At 51.0% G+C, this 26,377-nt stretch carries 29 protein-coding genes and 2 pseudogenes; 22 read left to right on the forward strand and 9 right to left on the reverse strand.

Annotation, left to right across the window (positions count from 1 at the left end):
- Positions 1-50 precede the first annotated feature (50 nt).
- From ACQG2Q_RS17730 to ACQG2Q_RS17780, 11 genes are all read left to right on the forward strand, one after another.
- The gene (locus ACQG2Q_RS17730) at positions 51-743 is read left to right on the forward strand and encodes an XRE family transcriptional regulator (RefSeq protein WP_053520797.1); all 693 of its coding nucleotides are present in this window, start codon (positions 51-53) and stop codon (positions 741-743) included.
- 171 nt (positions 744-914) lie between these two features.
- Complete coding sequence (locus ACQG2Q_RS17735) at positions 915-1,208, forward strand: hypothetical protein (protein ID WP_257286968.1); 294 nt, start codon at positions 915-917, stop codon at positions 1,206-1,208.
- A gap of 73 nt (positions 1,209-1,281) precedes the next feature.
- Entirely contained in the window at positions 1,282-1,668 is a 387-nt protein-coding gene (locus ACQG2Q_RS17740) for a S24 family peptidase (RefSeq protein WP_053520799.1), read from the forward strand.
- Positions 1,669-1,774: 106 nt separating this feature from the next.
- The gene (locus tag ACQG2Q_RS17745) at positions 1,775-1,999 is read left to right on the forward strand and encodes a hypothetical protein (RefSeq protein WP_053520800.1); all 225 of its coding nucleotides are present in this window, start codon (positions 1,775-1,777) and stop codon (positions 1,997-1,999) included.
- Positions 1,992-2,399, forward strand: a complete 408-nt coding sequence (locus tag ACQG2Q_RS17750) for a hypothetical protein (RefSeq protein WP_053520801.1) — start codon at positions 1,992-1,994, stop codon at positions 2,397-2,399. Before ACQG2Q_RS17745 ends, ACQG2Q_RS17750 begins: the two co-directional genes overlap by 8 nt.
- Positions 2,353-2,592 carry a hypothetical protein gene (locus ACQG2Q_RS17755; protein WP_233161803.1) on the forward strand — a complete coding sequence of 80 codons (240 nt, stop codon included), beginning with the start codon at positions 2,353-2,355 and terminating at the stop codon, positions 2,590-2,592. The genes ACQG2Q_RS17750 and ACQG2Q_RS17755 overlap by 47 nt, the downstream gene beginning before the upstream one ends.
- Complete coding sequence (locus ACQG2Q_RS17760; RefSeq protein ID WP_053520802.1) at positions 2,589-2,996, forward strand: hypothetical protein; 408 nt, start codon at positions 2,589-2,591, stop codon at positions 2,994-2,996. Before ACQG2Q_RS17755 ends, ACQG2Q_RS17760 begins: the two co-directional genes overlap by 4 nt.
- Positions 2,997-3,099: 103 nt before the next feature.
- Positions 3,100-3,411 (forward strand): hypothetical protein, encoded by a 312-nt coding sequence (locus ACQG2Q_RS17765; RefSeq protein WP_053520803.1) that lies wholly within the window; start codon positions 3,100-3,102, stop codon positions 3,409-3,411.
- Positions 3,401-3,610: a hypothetical protein gene (locus ACQG2Q_RS17770; protein ID WP_000050710.1), complete on the forward strand. Its 210-nt coding sequence runs from the start codon at positions 3,401-3,403 to the stop codon at positions 3,608-3,610. The genes ACQG2Q_RS17765 and ACQG2Q_RS17770 overlap by 11 nt, the downstream gene beginning before the upstream one ends.
- Positions 3,565-4,737: a site-specific integrase gene (locus ACQG2Q_RS17775; protein ID WP_023306771.1), complete on the forward strand. Its 1,173-nt coding sequence runs from the start codon at positions 3,565-3,567 to the stop codon at positions 4,735-4,737. Before ACQG2Q_RS17770 ends, ACQG2Q_RS17775 begins: the two co-directional genes overlap by 46 nt.
- 342 nt (positions 4,738-5,079) lie before the next feature.
- Positions 5,080-6,267 (forward strand): integrase domain-containing protein, encoded by a 1,188-nt coding sequence (locus ACQG2Q_RS17780; protein ID WP_063849410.1) that lies wholly within the window; start codon positions 5,080-5,082, stop codon positions 6,265-6,267.
- 36 nt (positions 6,268-6,303) lie between these two features.
- Here ACQG2Q_RS17780 and ACQG2Q_RS17785 read toward each other — a convergent pair whose 3' ends face one another.
- From ACQG2Q_RS17785 to ACQG2Q_RS17800, 4 genes are all read right to left on the reverse strand, one after another.
- Complete coding sequence (locus ACQG2Q_RS17785) at positions 6,304-8,307, reverse strand: AIPR family protein (RefSeq protein WP_063849411.1); 2,004 nt, start codon at positions 8,305-8,307, stop codon at positions 6,304-6,306.
- Between the two features lie 327 nt (positions 8,308-8,634).
- Positions 8,635-9,189: a phage polarity suppression protein gene (locus ACQG2Q_RS17790; protein WP_063849412.1), complete on the reverse strand. Its 555-nt coding sequence runs from the start codon at positions 9,187-9,189 to the stop codon at positions 8,635-8,637.
- A 14-nt stretch (positions 9,190-9,203) separates the two neighbouring features.
- The gene (locus ACQG2Q_RS17795; protein ID WP_045408790.1) at positions 9,204-9,422 is read right to left on the reverse strand and encodes an ogr/Delta-like zinc finger family protein; all 219 of its coding nucleotides are present in this window, start codon (positions 9,420-9,422) and stop codon (positions 9,204-9,206) included.
- Positions 9,423-9,424: 2 nt separating this feature from the next.
- A complete protein-coding gene (locus ACQG2Q_RS17800; RefSeq protein WP_063849413.1) occupies positions 9,425-10,168 on the reverse strand; it encodes a hypothetical protein in 744 nt (247 codons plus the stop codon).
- 557 nt (positions 10,169-10,725) lie between these two features.
- On the opposite strand from ACQG2Q_RS17800, the gene ACQG2Q_RS17805 reads away from it, so the two are divergent.
- From ACQG2Q_RS17805 to ACQG2Q_RS17845, 9 genes and pseudogenes are all read left to right on the forward strand, one after another.
- Positions 10,726-10,992, forward strand: a complete 267-nt coding sequence (locus ACQG2Q_RS17805; RefSeq protein WP_096216907.1) for a helix-turn-helix transcriptional regulator — start codon at positions 10,726-10,728, stop codon at positions 10,990-10,992.
- A complete protein-coding gene (locus ACQG2Q_RS17810) occupies positions 10,989-11,543 on the forward strand; it encodes a host cell division inhibitor Icd-like protein (RefSeq protein WP_096216906.1) in 555 nt (184 codons plus the stop codon). The genes ACQG2Q_RS17805 and ACQG2Q_RS17810 overlap by 4 nt, the downstream gene beginning before the upstream one ends.
- A complete protein-coding gene (locus tag ACQG2Q_RS17815; RefSeq protein ID WP_096216905.1) occupies positions 11,536-11,835 on the forward strand; it encodes a Derepression protein in 300 nt (99 codons plus the stop codon). The genes ACQG2Q_RS17810 and ACQG2Q_RS17815 overlap by 8 nt, the downstream gene beginning before the upstream one ends.
- Positions 11,828-12,277, forward strand: a complete 450-nt coding sequence (locus ACQG2Q_RS17820; protein WP_096216904.1) for a hypothetical protein — start codon at positions 11,828-11,830, stop codon at positions 12,275-12,277. The genes ACQG2Q_RS17815 and ACQG2Q_RS17820 overlap by 8 nt, the downstream gene beginning before the upstream one ends.
- Positions 12,278-12,348: 71 nt before the next feature.
- Positions 12,349-12,609 carry a hypothetical protein gene (locus ACQG2Q_RS17825; protein ID WP_063849414.1) on the forward strand — a complete coding sequence of 87 codons (261 nt, stop codon included), beginning with the start codon at positions 12,349-12,351 and terminating at the stop codon, positions 12,607-12,609.
- On the forward strand, positions 12,606-12,926 hold the full coding sequence (locus ACQG2Q_RS17830; protein WP_063849415.1) for a DUF5375 domain-containing protein: 321 nt from the start codon (positions 12,606-12,608) through the stop codon (positions 12,924-12,926). Before ACQG2Q_RS17825 ends, ACQG2Q_RS17830 begins: the two co-directional genes overlap by 4 nt.
- 14 nt (positions 12,927-12,940) lie before the next feature.
- Positions 12,941-15,274, forward strand: a pseudogene (locus ACQG2Q_RS17835) (primase-helicase zinc-binding domain-containing protein).
- A 411-nt stretch (positions 15,275-15,685) separates the two neighbouring features.
- Positions 15,686-16,342 carry a type I restriction enzyme HsdR N-terminal domain-containing protein gene (locus tag ACQG2Q_RS17840; RefSeq protein WP_063849416.1) on the forward strand — a complete coding sequence of 219 codons (657 nt, stop codon included), beginning with the start codon at positions 15,686-15,688 and terminating at the stop codon, positions 16,340-16,342.
- 498 nt (positions 16,343-16,840) lie between these two features.
- Positions 16,841-17,140 carry a contact-dependent growth inhibition system immunity protein gene (locus ACQG2Q_RS17845; RefSeq protein ID WP_063849417.1) on the forward strand — a complete coding sequence of 100 codons (300 nt, stop codon included), beginning with the start codon at positions 16,841-16,843 and terminating at the stop codon, positions 17,138-17,140.
- 338 nt (positions 17,141-17,478) lie between these two features.
- Here ACQG2Q_RS17845 and ACQG2Q_RS17850 read toward each other — a convergent pair whose 3' ends face one another.
- From ACQG2Q_RS17850 to ACQG2Q_RS17870, 5 genes are all read right to left on the reverse strand, one after another.
- Complete coding sequence (locus ACQG2Q_RS17850) at positions 17,479-18,795, reverse strand: amidase (RefSeq protein ID WP_426759249.1); 1,317 nt, start codon at positions 18,793-18,795, stop codon at positions 17,479-17,481.
- A gap of 54 nt (positions 18,796-18,849) precedes the next feature.
- Entirely contained in the window at positions 18,850-20,145 is a 1,296-nt protein-coding gene (gene hisD / locus ACQG2Q_RS17855; protein WP_063849419.1) for a histidinol dehydrogenase, read from the reverse strand.
- The gene (locus ACQG2Q_RS17860; protein WP_151884400.1) at positions 20,146-21,288 is read right to left on the reverse strand and encodes an ester cyclase; all 1,143 of its coding nucleotides are present in this window, start codon (positions 21,286-21,288) and stop codon (positions 20,146-20,148) included.
- Between the two features lie 106 nt (positions 21,289-21,394).
- On the reverse strand, positions 21,395-22,366 hold the full coding sequence (locus tag ACQG2Q_RS17865; RefSeq protein ID WP_022649093.1) for a nuclear transport factor 2 family protein: 972 nt from the start codon (positions 22,364-22,366) through the stop codon (positions 21,395-21,397).
- On the reverse strand, positions 22,363-23,433 hold the full coding sequence (locus ACQG2Q_RS17870) for a LacI family DNA-binding transcriptional regulator (RefSeq protein ID WP_063849420.1): 1,071 nt from the start codon (positions 23,431-23,433) through the stop codon (positions 22,363-22,365). Before ACQG2Q_RS17870 ends, ACQG2Q_RS17865 begins: the two co-directional genes overlap by 4 nt.
- A gap of 308 nt (positions 23,434-23,741) precedes the next feature.
- On the opposite strand from ACQG2Q_RS17870, the gene ACQG2Q_RS17875 reads away from it, so the two are divergent.
- Together ACQG2Q_RS17875 and hisD (ACQG2Q_RS17880) are read left to right on the forward strand one after the other, a co-directional pair.
- On the forward strand, positions 23,742-24,980 hold the full coding sequence (locus tag ACQG2Q_RS17875) for an MFS transporter (RefSeq protein ID WP_022649095.1): 1,239 nt from the start codon (positions 23,742-23,744) through the stop codon (positions 24,978-24,980).
- Positions 24,981-25,055: 75 nt separating this feature from the next.
- Positions 25,056-26,377: pseudogene (gene hisD / locus ACQG2Q_RS17880) on the forward strand (histidinol dehydrogenase).

Here is a 26,377-nt window from a genome sequence, read left to right on the forward strand (position 1 = left end):
CATGGTTAATCCTGTGGTATTAAATATGCACAGAAATGGGAGATACTTAGATGAACACACTTGCAGAAAGACTAAGGCTGGCGATGATTCATGCCGGCGCAACTCAAAGTCAATTAGCGCAAAGGGTTGGGGTCAGCCAGGGGGCCATACAAAAGCTAACCTCTGGAAAAGCCCAGTCCAGCGGGAAAATCGTGGATATAGCCAAAGCGTTGGATGTAGATCCAATATGGTTAAGCACTGGTGAAGGCACCATGGGGCCCGCAAAAACTCCAGAACAAAGGATGTTTGGTATTGATCCATGGGATAAGCAAACGCCGCTTGAGGATGATGAGGTAGAGGTGCCTTACTTGAAGGATATCGAGTTCGCATGTGGAGATGGCAGCGCTCTTAATGATGATTACAATGGCAAAAAACTTAGGTTTTCCAAAGCAACATTGCGAAAGGTGGGAGCTAATAGTGATGGTGATGGCGTTCTATGCTTTGCTGCACACGGGAATAGCATGGAGCCAGTGATCGCTGATGGCTCAACTGTTGCCATAAACTGCCATGACAAGCGTATCGTGGATGGTAAAATTTACGGCATCAACCAAGGTGGATGGAAAAGGTTAAAAATCCTCTACAGATCTGGGCCAGATAAGGTAACAATCAGAAGCTACAACTCTGATGAATACCCTGACGAAGAAGTAGACATGGATAGTCTTGAGGTTTTAGGAAGGCTGTTTTGGGTATCAACAATCTTCTGATCTGCTACCAAAAAAGCACCAAGCCGACCATAGTGTCGGCTTTTTTATTACTAAAATAATCTTCAATAACAAATACATAAGAAATCCATTATTCTTTTTGTATTAATACCATTGACCTCCAATTAATACTTAAGTATTCTCATTTCATCGGCAAACAAAGGAGCCAATGAGATGAATACAACCTCCCAACCAAACCCAGCGAGCCAGGCATTTGATATCCACGCCAAGCTTAAAGCAGCAAATTCACACTGGATTTATTTACGAGCTGCACAGCCTCATCAGAATGATTTTGATTACGAATTTAACACAACTTTTATTGATGGTTTGGAGTTCGCTATCTACGAACGTGTAGATAATTATTTTGTTCTGGTTGATTTCTTCAAGTCATATGAAGAAGCATGTGATGATGCCAAAAAAATCATAGATGACCATCATGATATTAAAAAAATTTTTTCTGTTAGATAACTAATCAATTAATTAACTCAATCACAATTAACACCTTTTTGGGTGGGGAAAAACTCACCCTGAGGAAATGAAAATGCAAAATTCCGTCGCAATTAATCAGCCGATTAAAACGCCTCAAATGCTGTTCGGATCTGACAACATTAATGACTTTGGTAACCGCGTTCAAAGCTGCCGGATGGAAGGTGACTCCATGCAGCCGACCATCGAACCATGTGAGGTTGTGGCTTTCGTTGATTGCGGTGGACATGCGCTTACCTCTGGCATTTATGTTTACACAATGGATGCTTTTGGTCGCCCATGCCTTTTCATTAAGAGAATCGAGCCATTGGCTGATGGCTCATTAAAAATCATCTCTGATAACCATCATTACGAAACTTTCACCCTTAATACCCATGAACAGAAAGAAATCAAAATTCACGGTCGGGTGGTTGCTTCTTTGGCTGTGAGGCGCTTCGTATGACTTTCATCATTGATAAATCGGCATATAGAACAGCATGCCTTTATGCGGCCTGCGGTTACGAAGTAATCGCTCGTCTTTATCTTAAAAAAGCATATGGTCGTTAATTATGGTTGTTTTAAAAAGACAGGATATTCAGGAAGTGAATATCAAAGCGGAGAAGTTGTCAGGCTTGGCGCAAACATTATTTGAATATCACGACAAGTTAGACAGATTTCAACTTAAAACAATATGCGCTCTGGTTTATGACCTCGCCGCTGAAATTCATGATTGGACCGAAAAAGAAGAGGAAATTGTTATGAGCTTAGAGGAGGAGGCGCGCCGCAATGGATAATTTAATCAACACCTACCGACGCAGAATTTTAAAGGCAGCGTTATTACGCCACCAGCGTAAAACTGGCAGTAACTGCCTTGTTATTAAGCTCAATAAAGGCGGTATTAACACGGTCGAGTTAACAGAGATTCTTCTCGATGGATTATTACGAAAATTCGAAAGGCTCGCGATCAGTGAGTACGGGAGTGTCGAAGGCATAAAAGCTATTAAGGGAATTTACAGCAGCGCTGTTGATGTTAATGGCAGCGGTGAATTCCTTACGGATTGCGGGAAGGAATTAATCGACGAGCTCATTTCTGAGCTGGTTGAGTTCGTCAAAAAACAAAAAGTGGAGGCTCCGAAAACGGAGGGTAATGAAATGGGGGGATCTGGTGGCACTGACAGCGATACGAATTCCTGAGTGGGTTCACCTCAAAGCGGTACACGTTTTATGCCAGTTCAGGGCAAGGCGCATTCACCCCTGCCGAATGCACGGCTCCGGGAATTTGAGCCTCAAAGTTAACCATCGCTGGCGGCTACTCTCCCGCGATGGCGGCAAGAACTGGGAAGTAATGAGTCACGAACGATACAGCAAAGTTAAGGACCGGAAATGAAAGATAAACGCATCAGCTCAACCTCAATTGATAGTGCCTTTGCTAAAGAAATGCAGCCAGTTTACGTCGTATCACGACACGGCTACTCGCGCCGTTTTCTCAGCAGGAGTGCGGCGATCAGCAATCTTGCTCACTACATGGTGACCAAAACTTTTCAGCGCGCCGGCTTGAATACCAACGAACCAGACGAGCCTGTGTTCAGCAACGGTGTGCTCGTCAATCGAATGGGCCAGCACACCCAGCAATATCTCTTTGCACATGCCAGATGCATGCGGCGTATTCGGCGAATTCTGGAACGCAAGCGCGCAGCACAAAAATGGCTGGCGAAATGGGACGCCATGCATGACCGATTCGTTAAAGAGGTCGATGCACTGCAGGCCATCAAACCAGCAGGGGTGAAATGATGAAGCCCTTCATTTTCAGCATCATTGTTTCCATGCTGCTGGCGGCCACCGTTATCGGCGCGCTGATTGAATATAAATTTTTGGTGAAGTAGCGAGGCACTCCATGAATAAGCCAGTTTTAGAAGTTATTAAGCGTTGGAGCCGTTTAGCAACGGAGGCCAAGCAGCTGGGGCTTACCACCATCCCCATCGACCCGGAAAATATGTTGATGGTGCTGGGTGTACTACCGGACAGTTCGGCGGACTTTTCCGCCGATTACCAGAATGACTATCAGGCTGCGATCGACATTCTGCGCAAGAGAGCGGCCAGCGAACTTGATGGCGGTTTTAGAGCGCACCACAACGCACTTATCTATGCGGCAAATGAACTGGAAAATGCCCAGGCATTTGGGCGGGAGGTAGGTCATGAGTCTTGATTGCGTACCACTTTCAACCTACTGCCGGGACGCCGGAGAAACGGTTGAAGCCGTTAACAAACGGATACAAAGGGGGTTATGGAAAGAGGGTGTCCATGTATTAAAAGTCGATGGCGTTAAAGAACGCTGGATAGACTTAACGGAGGTTTCAAAGTGGGCAAGAAAGAACAAGGATCATTATCTCTCCCAAGAGGAGTAACCATTCGCCAGCATAAAACTGGCGATACCCTGGTGATCACATTCACCTACAAGGGGGTTCTCTGCCGGGAGCCCCTATCCAGAATGGAAGCAAACGCGCGCGGCGTGAAGTATGCCGAGCGCCTGCTGGGGGAAATACAGAACCAAATCGCCGGCGGCACATTCGATTATGCTAAATACTTCCCCACCTCCAAAAAACTGGAGCTGTTCGGGGTAGTGAAGAAAACCAAAAATATTAAGTCCTACCTGGACGAGTATCTGAAAATCTGCCAGAACCGCAACCTTTCGCCCTCCACTATTGGCGGTTATGAAAAGTGCCTGTCTGCGCTATCAGCGCTGCACAAAATGCATGTGTCGGAACTGACCCCTGCGGTCCTCAAAAACTGGATCGCCAGCAGAAAGACAAAGCTGAAAACGATCAGGAATAACCTCTCGTTTCTGCGCAGCGCCATAGATGAAGCGGTGACTGACGGCCTGCTGACAATCAACCCGGTAACCCTTGTCAGCGCGAGTCGGTACCACGTGATCGACAGCAGCCCGAATAGTGACGATTACGAAGTTGATCCGTTCACACCAGCGGAAATCAGCGCTATTTACCAGAGCTGCAGATACCAAGAGTGGGAAAACCTGTTCCGTTTCGCATTCAATACGGGTTTACGCAGCTCTGAGCTGTGTGCGTTGCGCTGGCCTGATCTCGACAATATCGCTAAAACAGCTCACGTTCAGGCGGCAAGTGTTGTTGGCGTTCTGAAAGGTACCAAAACAAAAGCCGGTACCCGTAAAGTAGAATTAAACAGCGAGGCGCTGGCCGCGCTGCAGGCGCAGAAACAATTCACTTTCATGAAAAGCGAGTTTATTTTCAGCGACCCTAAAACGGGTGAGCCCTGGGCGAACGCCGACGCGATACGAAAAAAAGCATGGGTACCAACCCTCAAAAAAGCTGGCGTTCGATACCGTAACCCGTACCAGACCCGCCACACATTCGCTACCAGACACATTAGCCAGGGCGTAAACCTTTTCTGGCTTGCCGGGCAGATGGGGCATAAAGGGCCGGAAATGCTGTTCCGCAATTACGGTAAATACCTGGCTGAATACGACGGGAAAACCGCCATTTCTGCAGCTCTGTAGCGTGGTGAATATTTCAAAATGTTGGACGGAATCAGGACGTTAGAGGGACCACGATATGCACGTAAAATGCACTTGAGACCTTTTAAAAAATACAAAATATTAATAATCAATAGGTTAGGCATTATTCTGACACGGGTTCAACTCCCGCCAGCTCCACCAAATGATGATCCGGATACGTCCGGTGAAGTACAGAAAGCCCGCATAGCACAAGCCCTGCGGGCTTTTTTGTGTCTGTCGTTGTCCGAGAACATCCGGCTAAATCCGGTGATTATTGGTATACGTTTAGGTATACGGTAGGATGTATACCTAAAGCGTATACCAATTCATGAAGGAGCGGCCACAGTGGCACGGACAACACGCCCCCTGACCAACACCGAAGTTCTGCGCGCTAAAGCGTTAGAGAAGGATCTAACGCTGCATGATGGCGATGGGCTTTTCCTGATAGTGAAAACCAGCGGGAAAAAGCTCTGGCGTTTCCGTTATCAACGTCCGGCAACAAAGCAGCGAACAATGATTGGACTCGGTGCCTTCCCCGCCCTTTCGCTTGCTGATGCCCGAGGGTTGAGAGCGGATTACCTTGCCTTATTAGCCAACGGAATCGACCCACAGATTCAGGCCGAAGTTGCAGAGGAGCAGCAGCAAATCGCTCTGGACAGTATTTTTTCAACGGTCGCCGCTAACTGGTTCCAGCTCAAAAGCAAAAGTGTTACCCCTGATTACGCAAAAGACATTTGGCGCTCACTGGAGAAAGATGTATTCCCTGCCATCGGTGAGATCCCTGTTCAGCAAATCAAAGCCCGAATACTTGTTGAAGCCCTCGAGCCAATTAAAGCACGTGGGGCTTTGGAGACTGTTCGTAGGCTTGTACAGCGTATCAACGAGATAATGATTTACGCAGTTAACATCGGTTTGATAGATGCTAACCCGGCATCAGGCATCGGTATGGCTTTTGCTAAGCCTAAAAAGCAAAACATGCCGACGCTACGGCCAGAAGAATTGCCGAAGCTGATGCGTGCTTTAGTCATGTCGAATCTGTCTGTTCCGACTCGCTGTCTTATTGAATGGCAACTCCTAACCCTCGTGCGTCCTTCGGAGGCATCCGGCGCTCGGTGGGAGGAGATCGATCTCGATGCAAAACTCTGGACGATTCCAGCCGAACGAATGAAGGCCAAGCGTGAACACATTGTTCCTCTATCTCCTCAGGCATTAGAGATACTTGAAGTGATGACGCCAATCAGTGCTCATCGAGAACATATTTTTCCTAGCAGGAATGATCCAAAGCAATCGATGAATAGCCAGACTGCTAATGCTGCGTTAAAAAGAATTGGATTTGGGGGTAAATTAGTAGCACATGGTTTGCGCTCAATAGCGAGTACTGCTATGAATGAACAAGCTTTTAATTCTGATGTTATTGAGGCAGCTCTAGCTCACTGTGATAAAAATGAAGTTAGGCGAGCTTATAATAGATCTATTTATTTAGATAAACGTAAAGAACTAATGAACTGGTGGGGCAATAAAGTCCGAAGCTAAAAAACAGTGGCCGTAAAAAACGGCCACACAAATAAGTCAAACCTTTTGATTTGCACGACTTTCATCAAACCCAACAATTTTCCCATTTAAATCATATAAAACGCCGTCTTTTTGTCTATAAACTCTCCCTGCCTGAATTAATAATTCCACAGCAATTGTGTACTGTGCAGTGCTACAATCCAAAGATCTTATAATATCGCGATGCATACCAATCTTCCATGGTTGTGGTGGCAGTCGAGAAAACACAGTCTCTACAAACTCATCGGTAACTTTAGTATTTCTATATGGACGTGATAGTCCAGTTATAGAATCATAAACACTATTGTATTTTTCAACACACTCTATGTTATCCAAATTAAATACCGTCTGCATATAAAGCATTAAATACAGGACGTTATTTCTACTTAACTTTTTACTGTTAACGACGACAAAATCATCAGATAATTTCGCGATTTGCTGCCAAGCATCAGGAATATTTTTGTTGAAAAGTTTATCTATATCAATCGATAAGAGTTCTTTAGGCGTAAAGTCGAATTTCAAGAAATACAAAGAAACTGAACAGAATGCCAATATTTGACGCCATTTCTTCAGGAATCCTTCGCCTCCTGAATGGCCTCTTATAGAATATAAGTATTCATCTGTTTTTTTAAGAATCAAGGCTATCTTAGGCCAAATATTTATATCAAGACGCTCAGAGAAAATTGTATTATACGCGCCTTCGTTCCTTAAAACTCTGGTTTTCATTCTGCTCGCATTGTATGGCATTTTCAAAACCAAAGTTGTTAAACCCGAGGCTATGTATAGAGGTGTTACAATAGCATCTCGTGGAACCCCTTGGTTTTTATAAAAATTCTTCCTTCTGTCATAAAAGAATCCGTTTCGTAAAAGAATTTCTTCTACATCTTTTTGAATTCGTTCTGTAGCATGAAGTGAATATTGCTCTACTGCAGTTTGGTTATTAGTTGCCCGAATAATCTGATCACGCACACTTTCATCATTCGAAACAATAACTTTAACCATTACCGCACGTTCATGCTGGTCAGAACCTCCATTGTCAAAATGCCTAAATATCGACTCAGATGTCTGTAGACCATTTACAATTTGTATATCCTCCATGTAAATGGATTGCCCTATCAATTGAGCAGATGTAGATAATATTGTAACCCCATTATTTAACAGCCAGAAATCAGGTGACCCCTGGTCTGAAAGAGTTAATTTAATATCTTCATTAACGGCATTCAAGCCCATAAAATCCCTTACATTTGATTCAAACAAATATCTACGCAAAGTATGATCTGTTTCATTAGTTAAAAACTTATAATAGTCACTAAGCTTAACAATCAAAATGTAACGTTCGCCTCTAGATAACGAGTCCAAGTATGGCAACTCCAAAGAAAAGTTAGGAGTCTGCCTATAAAGGCTGATAATTTCTCTTGCACCTAAAAATGAAAAATCAACATCACAGTGACCGAATGATTCTTCTGTAATTTTCTTTATCTGCTCAGCCCGACTATTAATAGATTCACCAACCTCTGTTGATTCACCTCTCGAGCCATAAATAAAGTGAATATTAAAACTATTCATTCTAGCAGAGACTTTTTTATAAGAAAATATTAAATCATCTCTTTTCTTTTTAACTTCATCGTTGTACTGACCATTTAATTCTGATGTAGGCACTCTAAAATCAAATAATTCATTGACAGTAGAAATTAAACTTTCAAGAACTGCTTGTTTATATGTGTCATGATGTTTACATGTCACTATATAAATTGCCAAGTCAGTACCTTTCTTTGGCCACACAAAGTCATTCACATCCTGTAATAAATGCCCATTAATTATGATATATAGCCCATCAATCCCGCCATCATGTCCACCATCTACCCATCCGCTTTCAATCTCTTCAAAGGAAAAATCATATTCTTTTAACACCTGTTCTAATACTAAATATTCAAAAACCTCGCCCTTATTTGATGACGGGTTGTTTTCCTGCATACGATCTTCAATGATTCCATCAAGTAAAACCGTGTCATTTCTTGCCATGTTTATTACCAAAATTAATAGATTAACGGTTAAAGCACATACTAACCCACTAACAAATGAGTATGTATCGGTTGCCTAAAGATTTGTGGTCTCAATCGAAGTTGCAGTATATCGAATGTTATTACCTTTGAGCGCAATGCTCTCCCCGCCACGCCTGCCCGCTTAAAGGGTCGCTTTTAATGCAGGTGCATGACCCGTCTCAGGGCGTGCCAGTGCTGGCGCTGGCGGGAGATTCAGTGCTGGTAAAACACATGCAAAACCACGCACCTTATGATGCATGGCTTTTTTACGGAAAAATGGCGGGATTTTTGGGAATTTTTGAGCGGCCTACTGTGCGGCCAGTTCCGCGCGTTTTCGGACGTAATTCTGGTTTTGTGCAGGCGTGAATTTTTCACGATCATCATCCCGCGAAGCCGCGTCAGGCCTGAATCCGATGGCCGTCAAAATGTCATTATCCTTTGCGGAATAATTAATTTTTTCACCAGTGGCCAGCCAGACATTGAGTGCCTCACGCAGATAATCGACCGAGTGCTTCATGGCGCAATCCTGAACGGCGGGGCGTTGCACGGAATAATTCATCAGTTCGGGTGCAAGGGCAGCGGCCAGCTCCGCGCCGTGTGCCTGCATAAAATCATTCAGCCGGTTACGGATGCTGATGCGCTGCACCTCCTCATGCGACCGAATATAGCGACCGGCAGCCTGATTAATTTCCCATTTTTTCACCCCGATAATCTCACGCAGCCTTTGCAGGCTCAGCCCGTCACCGGCAAGCTGTTCGCGGTATGTCTGTTCGACCTGCGTCAGTTCTTCCCTGCGTTGCAGCCAGGTTGAATTGTTTGCCTGGCAGGCCTCAAAGGCTTTCTGTAGCGTCAGTGTGGTCACGTTAATTTCTCCTGTTAAGCACCGGCACGGTTAACGGTGGCTGCCGGTTCGGACGCAGGAATGACCGGCTCTGTCGGCGGTGAACAGATAATCCCGTCAACGGATTCAAGCGTGCGGAAAGTTGCCGAGCATTCGATATTCACGCACTGGTGATAGCGCTGCTTGACGTTCTCAGACAGATAACGACTGGTGCGGGCGTGCGCACTGGTTTTGCAGAACGGACAGTGAAACATACTTATGCCCCCGCCTTAGTTCCGTCATGTTCAGCCAGCTTTTTGGCGAGTATGTTTCGCTTGAGTGGACTGCGTAACAGCTCCATATCCACGCCGGTAATTTGCGGACGCTGCATACCCGTCACGGATAAGACCGGCTCCTGTTTCATATCGAAGTGATACAGACTGCCCTGACGATTGAGGGCATCACGCAGTTCACCGATTGTCACAGATTGCGGTGCGCTTTCCCCGTTCATTTCCAGGGCACGAATGCGCAGCAGGAAAGCGCGGATGAGCGCGACGGGAACAGCATTGATAGCCTTAACCCATTCCGCCCCGGCGTAAGCGGTAAATGCTTCGCCATGTGCAGAGCGATATTTATTGCCGGTGGAGCAGGCATTCAGCATGGCACGACTCCGGTCAGTCTCCAGCTCCGCAATCAGGCCGGTGAATTCGTCGGCCAGCTCCCGACTGGCGATACGCTTGCTGTGTTCCGCTTTCATTTCAGGAGTGAGATTACCGCGCAGGGTACGAAAGCGGCTGCGCCAGTCCTGTTCCGCCTCTGCGCTCTCATTGAGAGCGGTCTGTCGCTCCTGCTTACAGCGTTCAATTGATGTATCAATCTCTTTCAGCTTTTCCATGCTGACTGCATGGGCGTCTCTGGCCGCAGTGAATACGGTCAGTTTAGCGGTGATGTGCTTCTCGCTTTCCGCGTTCTGTTTAGCGGCAACGTTCTGCAGGGCAGAAATGATAGTTTCGGGTTTCATGTTCGGGCTCTCCGTATGTTCAACATGAAATGATTCTGCCCTTCTTCACACAACATCTCGATTCATTGCAGTTGTGGCAGTTCTGGCACAAACAGGACTTTTAAAAGCAGGCTGGCCAGAGAAAGGTCGCAGGAAAATCACTCTCTCTGTTTGTTTTTTTAACTATAACTATTCACTACTGTTCACTGTAAATAAAAATAGATTTAATACAGTAAGTTAAAGGGTGAACAGTTGAAAGTGAAGTGTTCACCGACTGTTCACTACTGTTCACTACCATTTCCCCTCAGTGCACTCGTCAGAAAAAAATCTAACTCTTTTAGTGTTTTATAAATCAAGAATTAACCTTTTTTGCTGGTTAATTTGATTTCATGAATGTCTCAGCGCGTCATGTGACAATTTAATTCTAATTTTTAAACTTGCTGTTGAAATAATGCTCAAAATGCCGCTGAGACAATCTGAGGCACTGTTGCAATGGGCAAAAATATTCACAAAATAGAGAGCTACCCGATGCCGGACGGATAAGTTCGGATCTCTGTGGATATTAATGAGGTAGCGTTATGCACACGGCTTTATCAGTACCATCTTCCCGCTCTTGCGCACATTTAATGCCAGTTTCAGCCCCGACTCAGGAGCGTTTTTTGCGTCTCCCGGAAGTGCTCCATCAATGTGGCCTGTCCCGCTCCACACTCTACGATTTAATTGCCCGTAACGCTTTCCCGGCGCAGGTCTCACTTGGAGGGAAAAACGTCGCCTGGCTCCAGTCCGAAGTCACCGCATGGATGGCGGAACGCATTGCTCACCGCAACCGGAAATGTGACGCATGAATCAGAGCCACTTTCAAAAAGCCCCTTTTTCTGGCTTGCATCTGTTGTGTGTTTCCTGGTACAGTTTTCCCGCTGTCGCAAAATCGACAGCCGGGCGTAGGAACCCGTGTTACTTCAAGGCGACACCAGACGCGCCATGCGTCTTTTTTTACGTCGTTGCTCAGGCACACCTTATTTTTGAACGGTGGTTTTTATCCCTCCGTTTTACTCAGATAATGGTGGTCCGGGCGGGGCAGCCTTCGGGCTGGCCGGTTTCCTTGAAGGCCGGTATTCCTACCCCCGTCCGGGCTACCACCCATGAGTGTAGGAACTCCGGTGGTAGTTTTTCAGACTACTTCAAGGAGATTGCCCCTATGGCTACGATCCTCACCCCGTCACACCCCAAATTTGTCTTTGTGTTTGCCGCCGTTCGCCGCGCAGACCGCAAGCCCCGTATTTGTATGCTCCGCACCGTTGCCGGTGACGAACACGCCGCACGCCGTTCTCTCGTTCGTGATTATGTGCTTTCCTTTGCCGCCCGTCTGCCGGTTGCGGGGGTGTGCCATGCATAATCAGTCTGCCCCTCAGACCGTCTCAGCCTGTCGTGACGGCCTCAGCGCCATCAGTGAGCACCTGAGCCTCGAATCGTTCCATAAACTCAATCGCGCCTGTGAAACCCTGCATTATTTTGGCAGCGATTTACGGCGTCATGAAATTAACGGACTCAGCCAGCTTTATACCCCTCAAATCCTGAGTTACGTGCACGAAGATATCAGTCACGTTCTGGAAGAACTCAAGGCCAAAGGCCTGTGTCGGGATTTCGTTGCACCGACCACTGTAAGCGGAGGAGAGCACCATGTTTGATTTCCCTCAGCCGGGTGAAACATACCGCTGTTCAGGTTTTCCTGACGTGGTAGTGTCGGGCGTGCTGGCCGACGGTATTCCGTGGGATATGCCATACCGCTGTCCGGGGCAGGTCTGGAACCCTTACCGGCGCACTTACACCATCCTCATTCGTATTATCGCTACTGGTGGCATGGCAGAATTTCCGCTCAGTCGTTTTTTGCGGGATTTTACCTGTGAGCGGCCGGACGTATTTAAGCGCGACCCTGAAAACCGTCATGCCGTATTACGCGAAATTGCCGCCGACCCGGATTTACAGCAATACCGGGCGCGAAATCTCGATATTTATCCGGGCGATATTGCCCCGGTCAGACGGCCAGCGCCGGTGGCGCGAAAATGGCGGAATCATTTTGCAGCGGAAACGGACATTAAACCGGATAACAGCTACCGCCATTATCTGTAATTAAAAACGACACCCAAAAATAAAATGTGCGTATCTGCGCAGGGATACGCACGTGCTCAGGAGACGGAATCATGCCTGTTAATAACCCGGCCTTAATACAAAAAGAGCGCCTTGCCGCGTTCAGTCAGAATGACCTCGAATGTCTGGAACACCTCCGTAATGTCGGCCAGTTCGTCGGCGATATGATGCAGGAACAGGAGAGTACGACCCTGTCTCGTGACCCGATGCACCAGTCTCAGCTCGCCTCGGTCATTTACCTCATGACCGCGCAGCTCGACGGTGTGGTCGACCGCTGCGGTCAGCGCTGGCTGTCCCGGGAGGCTAACGTATGAAACAGCCATTACCGCCTGTACTACGTGCTGCCCTTTATCGCCGTGCGGTCGCCTGTGCCTGGCTGAATTTGTGCGCCCGTCAGCACCGCTATCCTCAGCTCACGCTCGATGCGCTGGAAACTGCCATGAGCAACGAACTGGAGGGTTTTTATCTGCGCCAGCACGGCGAGGAAAAAGGCCGCCAGATTGCCTGTGCGCTGCTGGAAGATTTAATGGAAGCCGGGCCACTGAAAGCCGCGCCGTCGCTGTCCTTTCTCGGGATGGCCGTCATGGATGAACTCTGCGCCCGTCATATCACCGCGCCGGTTGTGCACTGAGGGAGAAAATAATGATGAAAATGAACGTAACGGAAACCGTAAAACAGGCCTGCGGCCACTGGCCGCGCATTCTCCCGGCGCTGGGCGTACCGGTCATCAAAAACCGGCATCAGGCGTGTCCGGTATGTGGCGGCTCTGACCGCTTTCGTTTTGACGATAAAGAGGGGCGCGGGACGTGGTTTTGTAACCAGTGCGGCGCAGGTGACGGGCTTAAGCTGGTCGAAAAGGTGTTCGGCGTGTCGCCCTCCGAGGCCGCCGGGAAGGTGAACGCTCTGACCGGCAGCCTGCCGCCGGTTGCTGAGGACATTATTGCCGCCACCGAGGCCGAAACTGATGCCAGCCGCAAAGCCGCTGCGGCGCTTGCCGTAAAGCTTCTGGAGAAAACCCGCCCGGCCACCGGCAATGCCTACCTGACCCGCAAGGGCTTTCCGGCGCTCGAATGCCTGACGCTGACTACCACACACAAGACCGGCGGCGTGACGTACCGCGCCGGTGATTTAATCGTGCCGCTGCAGGACGATACCGGCGCGATGGTTAACGTTCAGCTCATTAATGCTGACGGCCTCAAACGCACCCTGAAAGGCGGAGCGGTAAAAAGGGCATAGCACCTTATCAACGGGAAAAAAGAGACCGGTAAACGCCTGTGGATAGCGGAGGGCTATGCGACCGCACTCACCGTGCATCACCTGACAGGCGAAACCGTTATGGTGGCGCTCTCGTCCGTGAACCTCCTTTCTCTGGCGAGCCTTGCCCGTCAGAAACACCCGGCCTGTCAGATTGTCCTCGCTGCCGACCGCGACCTCAGCGGGAACGGCCAGACCAAAGCCGCAGCGGCGGCACAGGCCTGTGAGGGAGTGGTTGCCCTCCCGCCGGTATTCGGTGACTGGAATGATGCGTTTATCCAGCAGGGGGAAGACGCCACACGTAAGGCTATTTACAGTGCCATACGGCCACCCGCACAAAGCCCATTCGAAACCATGAGCGAGGCGGAATTTACCGCCATGAGTACCAGCGAAAAAGCGATGCGGGTGCATGAGCATTACGGCGAAGCGCTGGCCGTGGATGCGAACGGCCAGCTCCTGTCCCGCTATGAAGCCGGGACATGGAAAATCATCCCGCCGTCGGATTTTGCACGCGACGTGGCCGGACTGTTTCAGCGACTGCGCGCCCCGTTCTCGTCGGGGAGAATTGCCTCGGTGGTCGACACCCTGAAACTGATTATTCCCCAGCAGGCCGCCCCGGCGCGCCGTCTGATTGGTTTTCGCAACGGCGTACTCGATACCCTCACCGGCGTGTTCAGTCCGCACAGCAAATCACACTGGCTGCGCACGCTGTGCGACGTGGACTTTACCCCGCCTGTGGAGGGCGAAACGCTGGAAACCCACGCGCCGAACTTCTGGCGCTGGCTCGACCGTGCCGCCAGCGGCAACGCTGATAAACGTGACGTGATACTTGCCGCGCTGTTTATGGTGCTGGCAAACCGCTATGACTGGCAGCTCTTTCTCGAAGTCACCGGTCCCGGCGGGAGCGGGAAAAGTATTCTGGCTGAAATTGCGACCCTGCTCGCCGGGGAAGATAACGCCACGTCAGCGACCATCGAGACGCTGGAGTCACCACGCGAACGCGCGGCGCTGATTGGCTTCTCGCTGATACGCCTGCCTGACCAGGAGAAATGGAGCGGGGACGGCGCAGGACTGAAGGCCATCACCGGCGGCGATGCGGTGTCGGTGGACCCGAAATATCGTGACGCCTATTCAGCTTACATCCCGGCGGTGATTCTGGCCGTAAACAACAATCCGATGCGCTTCACCGACCGCAGCGGCGGCGTGTCACGTCGCCGGGTCATCATTCACTTCCCGGAGCAAATCGCCCCGGAGGAGCGCGATCCGCAGCTTAAGGACAAAATCGCACGCGAGCTGGCCGTCATCGTGCGCCAGCTTATGCAGCAGTTCAGCGACCCGATGACGGCGCGCTCACTGCTTCAGTCGCAGCAGAACTCCGACGAGGCACTCAGTATCAAGCGCGATGCCGATCCGACGTTCGATTTTTGCGGCTACCTTGAGGCGATGCCGGAGCCAGAGGGGATGTATATGGGGAATGCGAATATTGTCCCGCGACAGCCGCGCCTGTATCTGTATCACGCCTATCTGGTCTATATGGAGGCGCACGGCTACAAGAACACACTCAGCCTCACCATGTTCGGCAAAGGACTGTCATCGATGCTGAAAGAGTACGGGCTGAATTATGGCAAGCGGCGTACGAATCAGGGGATGCAAACGAATCTCACCCTCAGGGATGAAAGCAACGCCGACTGGCTGCCCCGGTGCGATGAAACCACAGCGATATAATCTCCCCTGACCGGCATCAGCCGGTCTTTTTTTGCCTGTAACCCCGGAAAGTGAACAGTAAAGTGTTCACTGTTCACTGACTATTCACCTTTTATCACATTGAAAATAAACACAAATAATGACGAGTGAACAGTGTGAACAGTTTTCGATAAAAAAAGTTTTTTTCTAACCTAAGAATTCATCGTGCCCAGGTTCAATGCAATAAAGTTTATGATGATAAGCAGCGAGTTGAGACCTCTACTGAGATCTCTTAGCGCACCGATTCAATTTGTACTAATTTTAATCAATATAGATCCACAGAAAAAGTATCATTATTTATTATTGAAATACTTATGCTTTTTAGTTAAGTTATTAATTGGAACCAATTTTATACCTGCAAGACTTTACTCATCAAAGTATAGAGGGATTGGAATGGATATTAAATACCATTCAGAGGCGGAAAAAAAATTCGCTGAACACTTATTGTCACTAGGTTACACCAAGGATTCAATATTATATGAGCCTGCCTTTTTTGCAAATGATGGCAATAGAACATACAGACCAGATTTTGCAATTATTGATCCAGAAAAGAAAGAATACCTTGCCATCATTGAAATAAAGACTGATAGACTGACAAATAGCGAAAAAGTTCTTAATCAATTAAAAAAATACAGACAAGCATTTGGCAATGAAAAAATTCCACTTTTCTTAGTGACTGTGTCATCTTTGCCTGATAATCCATTGCCATTTGCACTTTATTCATTAAGCGAGTCAGGTGATTTGGTTAAGTCTGATTTTAATCTTTTCCCAACTTTTCGAGCACTTACAGCGGAAGAGTCAGCAGTTAGGAAAAATGATATTCGGCAGAAAAAAACTGAAGCAATGGATACCTTTCAACGAGTTTCCTGGTCTCTTGCTGCTGCCTTAATGCTGATTGTGATTATTGATATTATATTTGATTTTTTGACGACTGAGAGAATGGCCTTATTAGGTGCTAGTGTAGCGCTCATAGTCATTCCATTTGCACAAAAATTTAAAGGGCTAGGCATTGAATGGGAGAAGGTTAAGAACACTAATAGCGAAGAGTAGTAAAGTAAGGTCATAGTTATACTTTCACTGCTTTTGTGGTGTGATCGGTTAGAAAAAAGTCGTGATGGGATTAAAATTCTCATGTCGCACAGCTGTAGTTTTGTTCCTACAATGCTAAATTGGTATACGTTTAGGTATACCCGACAATTCAATTTAGTAAAAATCACTTAACATACAACAAGTTAAGAGATGAGCACAAATTCCGCCAGCCCACCAAATAAAACAAGGGGTTACGTGAAAACGTAACCCCTTTTTTTGCCCATGTCCACATTACGTCCACTCGGCAAAACTTTGGCCAGCACTAACTTCAGTAACCCCAGTTTTACATTTTTGCATCCAGTGCCCATATGCCGCTTGCCACGCCTCTTGTTCATCGGCAAAAGATGTTCTGCAATAGGCAACTACTCAATGCCTTTTGAACCAAACTCCGAGTACAAGGATGACCAGCTCTGTCGCTATATCCTTACAGCATTCCCGACCCCATAGGACAAATGGATTATGCAAAATTTCTATCATATTGATCAGCTGATTCAGGGTTATTTCAATCAGGATAATGACCTCATAAATGAGGGAGAGGATACTATTGAGGGCACTATTGAACTCTATAAAAAAACAGCCCCAGATTGGATGTTAAAGGAGTTAGCCGAAGAGGTCGATTGTTTCTTTGCGCTTTACGGAGACAGGCTGGATGAGGAATTCAAAAGCCGGTATGGATTTGATTTTTCACCTGAGTTGTGGGATTCAACCCCATTCGATTTCCTGATGACTGTGCGCAAACTTGCCCTTTCTTCGAAGTAGCTACAGGCAGACAAACCCGCAGCGACTTAACCGACCTCAGACCAGCAACAGCCGGTCTTTTTCTTTCTAAATATAAGTTAAGGGTGAACAGTTAAATCCAAAAAAGCTTTTTCTTGATGTGATCCATTCAAAAAACAGGTTTGCTTAACCACAGGAAACACTGCAACAAATCGCCATTGGCATACCCGTGAAAGTTGAATTTATAAATTATCAACAAAAAAAACAGCCTATTAATGAATTTATTCAGACTCCACCAGTCCAAAAATCCTCCATCGGTGATTACCAGAATCACCCGATGAAGTGCTGAAAGCCCGCACGGCGCAAGCTCTGCGGGCTTTTTATATCTGTCCCTTCCCGTCCAGCGCCCCCTCACACGCCAGCGCCAGCACCATCAGCGCCGTCTCATCCTCCTGCACCGATAACATCTCCATCCCCACCGGCAGACCGATACGGCTTACGCCGCACGGCAACGTTATAGCCGGCAGGCCGCTGATGGCGGCCAGTTCCGGTGCGCAGCCTGGCGGCATCTTCGCCATACTTTCTGGTAACCGTTGTACGGTGGGATACACAAATCCGTCGATGCGCTGCGCCTCCGCCACCAGGCAAAGGCTCTGCCGTAACAGGCGCTGAAAGCGACGCCCCGCCAGCCAGTGCGGGGTTTTCAGCGTGTTACTCACCAGCATCTGACGTAGAAACGGCGCAAACTCTGGCAGGAAAGCGCCGGAGTCCACAATGCTTGTCAGTCCGGAGGGAGCGCCAGGCTGTTTGCTAAGCCAGTCGTCAATCGCCACGCGAAATTCATACAGGCTCAGGCATGTCGCCTGACTTACGTCGTCCAGCAAAGGTAATGATACCTCCACCAGCGTTGCTCCGGCACGACGCAACGAGTGCAGCGCCGACTGCCAGACCTCCAGCTGTACCTCATCTTCTCCCTGTAATGCGGTTACCACACCAAAGCGAACGCCTTTCAGCGAACGCACAGGAAGCGCAACCGGTGGCAAACCATGGATCACCGCATGCAGCAAGGCGGCATCTTCAACGCTATGTACCATTGGCCCAACGGTATCTTTGTTGGGCGAGAGCGGCGCCACGCCATCCAGCTGTGAACGGCGAAAAGCAGGCCGTAGCCCCACCAGCCCGGTATAGCTACAGGGAATGCGGATAGAGCCGCCGGTATCGGTACCCAATGCGCCATCCGCCATCCCCGCCGCCACCGCCGCGGCGCATCCTCCGCTGGAACCTCCGGCGGTGAGTGACGGGCGAAGCGGGTTTGCCACATCGCCCCCCAGCGAGCTTCGCGAGCGCACGTCAAAAGCAAACTCGGACATATTCGCTCTGGCGAGGATAATCGCTCCTGCCCTGCGCAACCGCTGTATAACAAGCGCATCCGACGTCGCGTTAAGTGAGGCCAGCGCCCGGCAGCCAAGAGTAATGGGCATCGGTGCGCAGGCAATATTATCTTTGACGATCAACGGCACGCCGTGCAGGGGGCCGATCGGCTCCCCGCGTCGACGCTGCTGCTGATGCTGTTCCGCCTGAGACATGGCGTCAGGGTTAACCCCGAGGATCGCGTTGAGCGCCCGGTGCTGCTGAATGACGTCGAGACGGCGGGCAATTTCCTCCGGGCAGTCGTCTGGCGGTATCAGGCGCTTCATAGTCTCAGGCTCCCTCGTGATGAAAACCGGGCAGAAGGCTGCCCGGGATACGTTTTAGTCCCGCATGCCGGTAGTAATGGCATCAATGTCCTGCGGACGCAGACGAATTTCCGCCGCCCGTCGGTGCCCCTGCATCCCCTCGGTACGGCTCTGGCGGATCGCCGGTTCTGCGATTGCCGGGATACCCTGCTCGTCAATCCACTGATGGGTACAGATTTTGACGTACGCCCCAACCCACAGACCACCGGTATAGCGTGCCGCCGCCATCGTCGGTAACGTGTGGTTGGTGCCGCAGCATTTATCAGAGAACACCACGCTGGCGTTCTGACCAATAAACAGCGAGCCATAGTTGCGGATCTTCGCCGCCGTCGCGTGCGGATCGCGGGTATGCACCTGCAAATGCTCCGTCGCCATATGGTCAGCAAACGCAATCAGCTGCGCTTCATCTTCGCAAAGCGCAATCTCACCCTGCCGGCGCCACGCCTCCCCCGCCGTGGCGGCCGTTGGCAGGCTGGCAAGCTGACGCTCAACCTCCGCCAGGGTACGCTCAGCGATATCCCGGCTGGTTGTCGCCAGCCCGACGCGGGTATGAATATCGTGCTCTGCCTGCGCCAGCATATCGGCGGCCAGAATGCGCGGATCGGCGCTGTCGTCAGCGATAGTGAAAATCTCGCTCGGCCCGGCGAGGGCATCAATGCCGACTCGACCAAACACCTGGCGTTTCGCTTCGTTAACGAAGGCGTTGCCTGGCCCAACGATTTTGTCCACCGATGGAATGCTCTCCGTTCCCCAGGCCATGGCCGCAATGGCCTGCGCGCCACCTACCCTGAAAATGCGGTGCGCGCCCGCCAGATGGCAAACCGCGATCATCGCCGGATGCGCTCCCGGCGGCAGACAGGCGATGATCTGTTCGCAGCCCGCCACCGTCGCAGGGACAATTGACATCACCGGCGCAGAGAGGATCGGGTAACGCCCACCCGGCACGTAGCAGCCCACCGTCTGCACCGGGATGATCCGGTGACCGAGATGTACGCCAGGCAGCGTCTCAACTTCCAGCGGCTGCATGGTCGCCAGCTGCGCCTGCGCAAAACGACGCACCTGATTAATAGCAAACTCGCTGTCGCGGCGCGTCTGGGCATCCATCCTCTGCAGTGCTTCGGCGATCTCCTGCTCGCTCACCTCAAACTGCGTCGGCACGACGTTATCAAACTGCTGCGAAAAGGCTCTTAGCGCCGTATCGCCTTCGGTTTTCACGCGCTCGATAATGGCGCTGACCTTCTCCGTCAGGGAACGATCGGCCTGCGCATCCTGCCCCTGTGGGCGCTTAATCCAGCTCACCTGATTTAACATTTACGCGTCCTCCATCTGGCCGAGTTTGATTTGCGCCAGCAGCGCCAGGTGGTCATACACGACCCATTCATCAACAATTTTGCCGTTGACGATGTGGTAGTGCGACATGCCCATCACGAACAGTCGTTCTCCGGTCGGCTTGCCCAGTTCGCCGTAACCCAGGTGATGCCCTTCGATGATCCAGCGAACCGCCACTTTGACGCCGCCTTCATCGCACGGGTTGGAACAGATATGCTGCGGCAGCCACGCGCCGTCAGGGATCATCCCCACCAGCGCCAGCGTCTGATGGGTTACCGCCGCGGTGCCGTACAGCTCTTTCATCAGCGGGCCATGCCACTGCACGTTAGGGGCGTAAACCTCTTTGATTTTGCCGAACATCCGACGATTGTAGATCTCGTGCAGCCAGCGCAGACACTGCTCTTCCGTATCGGTGTGTGCAAGGGATACATCGCACTCCATCTCCGGCGGATATTGTCCCAGCATGCGGCCATTTTCGCCGATGTCCATCACGCGGAAGCCTTTATCAAACTGCTCCTTTGCCATATTAAATGCGATTTGATCGGTATTCAGGCCAAGCTGTTTCATTAACGACATGTTGTCGCTGACTACCCACTCCCGGTAAATTTTATTCTCGTGGATCATACAATCCGCCACGGTACGGGTAACGAAGGTGCGGTTGGTCGGCTTGCCTAAATGGCTGTGCTGGGTATGCCGCCCGCTTCCCGTCACCAGGTGAGAGGTATAAAAACCGTCAACATCATTTCCGTTCCAGATAACCTGGGTTGCCATGCCGCGCCGCTCCGGGAAGGCAATTAAGCGTTGCAGCGTATCCTGTACCACCTGCTCACGGTTATAGAGTGTCCCCAGCGCGTTATACAGCACGCAGTTGTGGGTATAGTGAGAATAAATTAAGCCGACATCGCGCTCGTCCCATATTTTATGGGTGCAGCGAACTATATAATCGACAATATCGGTATAGCAGTCATCAAAGCCGCGTAATGATTGCACGCGCGGTCTTTTTTCCGGTACCAGATCGACAAAATCACGACGTTCCACCTGTAATACAGGTTCCTCTTTCAGCGATTTCACGCTGCTTTTTTCGGGTACGGCTGGTGCTTTATTTGTTGCTTCGGTGGAAGACATATAAACTCCTGCTCTGTTTTCAGACAATAAGAACCCGCACCCGTAAGTGAGGGTGAATTAAACTCGATTATTTTCGGCAGCCAGAATAAGGGGGCTGCCGCCCCTGTTAATTCACTATTTGCGACCAGATCGCTAATTCATCGATCCCCAGATATTCACGGAAAATTAAACCATCACGTAATTCAAGCTGGCTGATACCGGTAATTGATATGGGTTTACGGGTTGGCGCACCAAATTTGCCGTAACCGTCATGCCAGGTTAATAACGACCAGCGCAGGGAAAGCCGAATCGGCTCGTTAGGATCTTTACGCACAATCAGATGATGGAGCTGCGTTTCGCTGTCGGCAAATGAAGCGCGGTAGCCAGAAAGCTGTGCGCCAATTTCCTGCTCACCGGTGCAGAGGCAATGACCCGGCGCGTAAAGCGTCGCCGCCGGGTGATAGAGACCGGGCACCACGCCACTGTTACCGCCCGCCCACATGGTTAAGTAGCGCTCAACGACGCCTGCCAGCGCCCCTTCTACGTCGTCGCCCTCGGGCCCGCCCGCCCAGCGGGCATCCAGCGTCTCGGCAGAGACCGCCTCCACGCCAAGCTGCTGGCGCATGGTCGCCAGGTTAAAGGCAAATTCGCGGATATCCAGCCCCAGTTGCGCCACAATCGCAGCACGATCCTGAAGCAGCCACTCCTGGCGTACGGCCCCATCAACACAGATGCGATCGGCCCAGGTGCGGACCCAGACATTTTTCCCGGTCGGCGGGCCAAAAAATCCCTCCCCCTGATGCTGAATGCGGGCTACGGTACGCTGAGCCGCATAGTACTCGTCCCCCGGGTTCTGGCTGCACAGAATATCCTCCGTCAGCACCGCTCGCTGCGGGAAGCTGTGCATCGCCTCAAGCGTCAGGCGCATAAACTGGGAAAGCTCATGCAGCTGTTTTTCGGGGGTAGTGAAAACCACCGGCGTGGCGTAAAAATCCGCCAGCTGGCCGATATCTTTCTGCTCCCAGACGACATGCGTCAGCGTCAAAATGAACTGCTGGATAGAGTCGAATTGAGGGCTGAAGCCCCGCAATCTGGTCATGTGCGCTCCTTAGACTGGAATAGCGTTAAACCATTGGTTTCGATAACGCCGCTGCGTGGGCGACGCGCCGAGTGGCGTATCACCAGCGTACCGGGCACCGTAATCTGTTCAGGCTCTATGGTTCCGCTGTCAATTTGCTTCATTAACAGTTCCACCGTGGCATCTACCATCGCGCCGACCGGCTGCGACGCCGAGGTCAACGCATAAGAGGGCCAGCCGGAAGGGCCGATGTCGTCATACCCGACAATGGAGACCTCCTCCGGAATGCGCAAACCAAACTCATAGCGCGCCACTTCCATTACCGTGACGGCCATATGATCGTTGGCGACAAAGACCGCATCCGGCGCTGGCGACGCCGAAAACAGGGTATAAGCCGCCCGGGTGGTTTGCTGAGCGTCGTAATTCCCGTGCACCACCCGCACATCGGTGATGCCATGTTCTTCCAGCGTGGAGATGAACCCGTGCTGGCGGGCGATATTGACCGGGGAATCAGCCACGCCGCCCACGTAGGCAAAACGCTTGTGCTCCCCCGCCAGCAGAAACTCGGCAATCTGCCGCGCGGCCGCTTCGTTATTACTGTTGACGCTGGAGGCCATGCCACTCTCTTCGCTGCGGTTAAACAGCACTACCGGGATCCCGGCGGCAAGACACTCCTCGGACAACTCCAGCGACAGCGTCACCGAGGCCAGCACAATGCCATCCACCCGGTACTGCATAATCTGGTCAAAAATACGGTCAACGTTACCTTCCCGGTCGCCAACGAACAGCAGCAGGTGATAGTTCAGCGTATCCAGCTTTTGTGCCAGCGCCTCCAGCACCTGCGAGTAAAAGGGGTTATCAAAGTAAGAAATGACGACACCGATAATGCGCGAACGCGCCGTGTTGAGCGAACGGGCGATCGCATTCGGGCGATAGCCCAACTCGCGCGCCGCCTTCAGCACTTTTTCACGCGTTGCCGGTGAAATGCTGGCCCCCGGCGTGAACGTTCGCGACACCGCAGATTGCGATACCCCCGCCAGCTGAGCGACCTGTTGGGATGTGACTGCTGCAAAAGTCTTACGTTTCATTACCCCTGATTCCTTATCAACGTCCTGCCCATTTGCGCGTGCTTCAAACGCCTCAGCAAGTGGGTGTTTTTTATACTTACACCACCTTTGCATGCGTATGCAACACAAAAAATTAAAATTCTCACAACAAGATCGAGATCACTTTACAAACATGAAACCTTTTCGTAACTTCAAATCTTGAATACGTATGCAAAGAGTTTTCATACCGTCAAAGGTACCGGAGAGAACAGGAGTCGCCCAAAGGATTGAACCGGTAAACGTCGTCCCTGACTGGTTATAACCCATTAATTCTTAAGAGGTTCAAAACCATGTTTCAAGCACTGTTACGCCGTCGGGAAGCCCGGCTCTTTTTCATCATCAGCATCCTGTTCTTTATCTGCATCCATAGCATTGATGCATTCCTGGCCCCCATGATGATCAACCAGGGCATTGAGCCACAGATCATGGGCATCATCATGGGCGCATCCGGGCTGGCAACCCTTCTGATACGCTTCCCGTTAGGCATTATTTCCGACGTGGTTAAAAGCCGCAGGATCTTCATCCAGATTGGCCTGCTGCTGCCAATTATCGCCTGGCCAATTGCCTGGCTTGAACCCAATGCCATTACGCTGTATCTGGCGAAAGCGGCAGACGGCGTCACGGCGGCGACATGGGTGCTGTACAACATCCTGTTCATGCGTTACTTCGGTCGCAACGAAGCCCCTGCCGCCGTCGCGCTGCTGGCGCTGGCAGGGCCCATCGGCGTGTTTCTCGGCAACTGTATTGGCGCGGTGCTGATCCACTATTTTGCCAATAACATCGCCTTTTTTGTCTCCTGCATCTCCGCCCTGGTGGCGCTGATCCTGACGACCCGCATTCAGGACGTGCACGACCCGGTGCAGGCCCCCACGCTTAAAGCCTGCATCACCGGCGCGCGCCAGCAGCTGGCCGACCGTTCCGTCTGGCTGATTGGCATCCTGGCGACCGTCGTCATTCTGGTGCCCTTCGCCACCCGGGACACGCTGACGCCGGTCTACGCCGAACAGCTCGGCGCCCGGGCGGGGATCCTCGCGGTGCTCGGAAACATCCACCTTCTGTTTTACGGGCTGGCCATCGCCCTGTGCAGCTCGGTGTTTTATCAGCGCCTTGGGCTGGTAAAAACCGCCGTGCTCGGCATCGTTTTACAGGTGATCTCCACCTTCGGCATTCCCTTTACCAGCAATATGTACGTCATTTACCTGTGGCAGGCGCTGGCAGGTTTTTCGTTCGGTATGGCCTTTGCCGCATTTATGTCGCTCAGCGTAGTGAATACCTCGTCTGATGAACAATCCACGCGAATGGGACTATTCCAGACCATTTATTCCTGCGGCATGTTTGTCGGGCCGGTAATGATGGGCGTAATGATGCAACATATTAACCTGTCGTCCGGTTATATATTGATTGCCGCCCTTTCCGTTGTGGCCGCTATTGCCACGCCGCTGTCCGCTCGATGGGTATATGCCCGTAAAACGCAAACCTCAGCCCAATTATTAAAAAACGGTGCGTACGCCGCCGCGCCGGATCAATAACCCACTCTGAAGTAAACACCCTTTCCCGGTCTGCCGGGAGGACAACTGACATCTAAAAAAGGTAAGGAGAAGCGTGTGTCCTGGAAATTAAAAACCGGTAAATCTACCGAAGAGCGCCAGCAAGCCAACCAGCAAATAAGAGAAACGGTTGAGCAAATACTTGCAGATATTGAAAAACGTGGAAATAAAGCCATTCGCGAATTATCCATTAAATTCGATCGTTATGACCGTCAGGATTATCGTCTGACCCCCGCGGAGATCGACCGCTGCATAAAACAGTTAAGCCGCCAGGATATTCAGGATATTGAATTCGCCCAACAGCAGGTGGCGAATTTTGCCCGCGCGCAGAAAGAATGCCTGCGGGATCTGGAAATTGAAACGCGTCCCGGCGTTATTCTCGGGCATAAAAATATTCCGATTAACGCCGTGGGATGTTACGTGCCTGGCGGAAAATATCCCCTGCTCGCCTCCGCGCACATGTCGATTATCACCGCCAGCGTGGCGGGGTGCTCAAGAATTATCAGCTGTGCCCCGCCGTTTAACGGTCAGCCCGCCCCGGCGATTGTCGCGGCGCAAAAAATGGCTGGCGCAACGGAATCTATGCCCTTGGCGGCATTCAGGCGATAGGCGCCATGGCGCTGGGCACGGACTCGCTGGCACCGGTCGACATGCTGGTCGGCCCCGGTAACGCCTTCGTCGCGGAGGCCAAACGCCAGCTGTTCGGCCGGGTAGGTATCGATCTGTTTGCCGGTCCGACGGAAACGCTGGTGATTGCCGATGACACCGTTGACGCGGAAATGTGCGCCACGGACCTGCTGGGCCAGGCCGAACACGGCGTCACCACCCCTGCCATCCTGCTGACGAACTCGCTCCAGCTTGCCAAAGAGACGCTCAGCGAAGTGGAACGGCTGCTGGAAAAGCTCCCTACCGCCGACATTGCCCGCCAGTCCTGGCAGGACTACGGGGAAATCATCGTCTGCGACAGCTACGAAGAGATGCTGCTGGAGGCAGATCGTATCGCTTCCGAACATGTTCAGGTGATGACCGACCGGGACGACTGGTTCCTGGCTAACCTGACCAATTACGGCGCGCTGTTCCTTGGGCCGCGTACTAACGTGGCCTACGGCGATAAGGTGATCGGAACCAACCACACCCTGCCGACGCAAAAAGCCGCACGCTATACCGGCGGCCTGTGGGTGGGCAAGTTCATGAAAACCTGCACCTTCCAGAAAGTCCTCAGCGACGAAGCCACCGCCGAAATCGGCAGCTATTGTTCGCGTCTGTCGTTGCTGGAGGGTTTCGCCGGACATGCCGAGCAGGCCAATATTCGCGTGCGCCGTTATGGCCAGACGGAGGTTCCCTACGCCACACCGGCCCCGGTCAGGGAAAAGGTGTAA

The organism is Enterobacter cloacae complex sp. 370H10 (assembly GCF_050031535.1).
Classification (GTDB): domain Bacteria; phylum Pseudomonadota; class Gammaproteobacteria; order Enterobacterales; family Enterobacteriaceae; genus Enterobacter; species Enterobacter intestinihominis.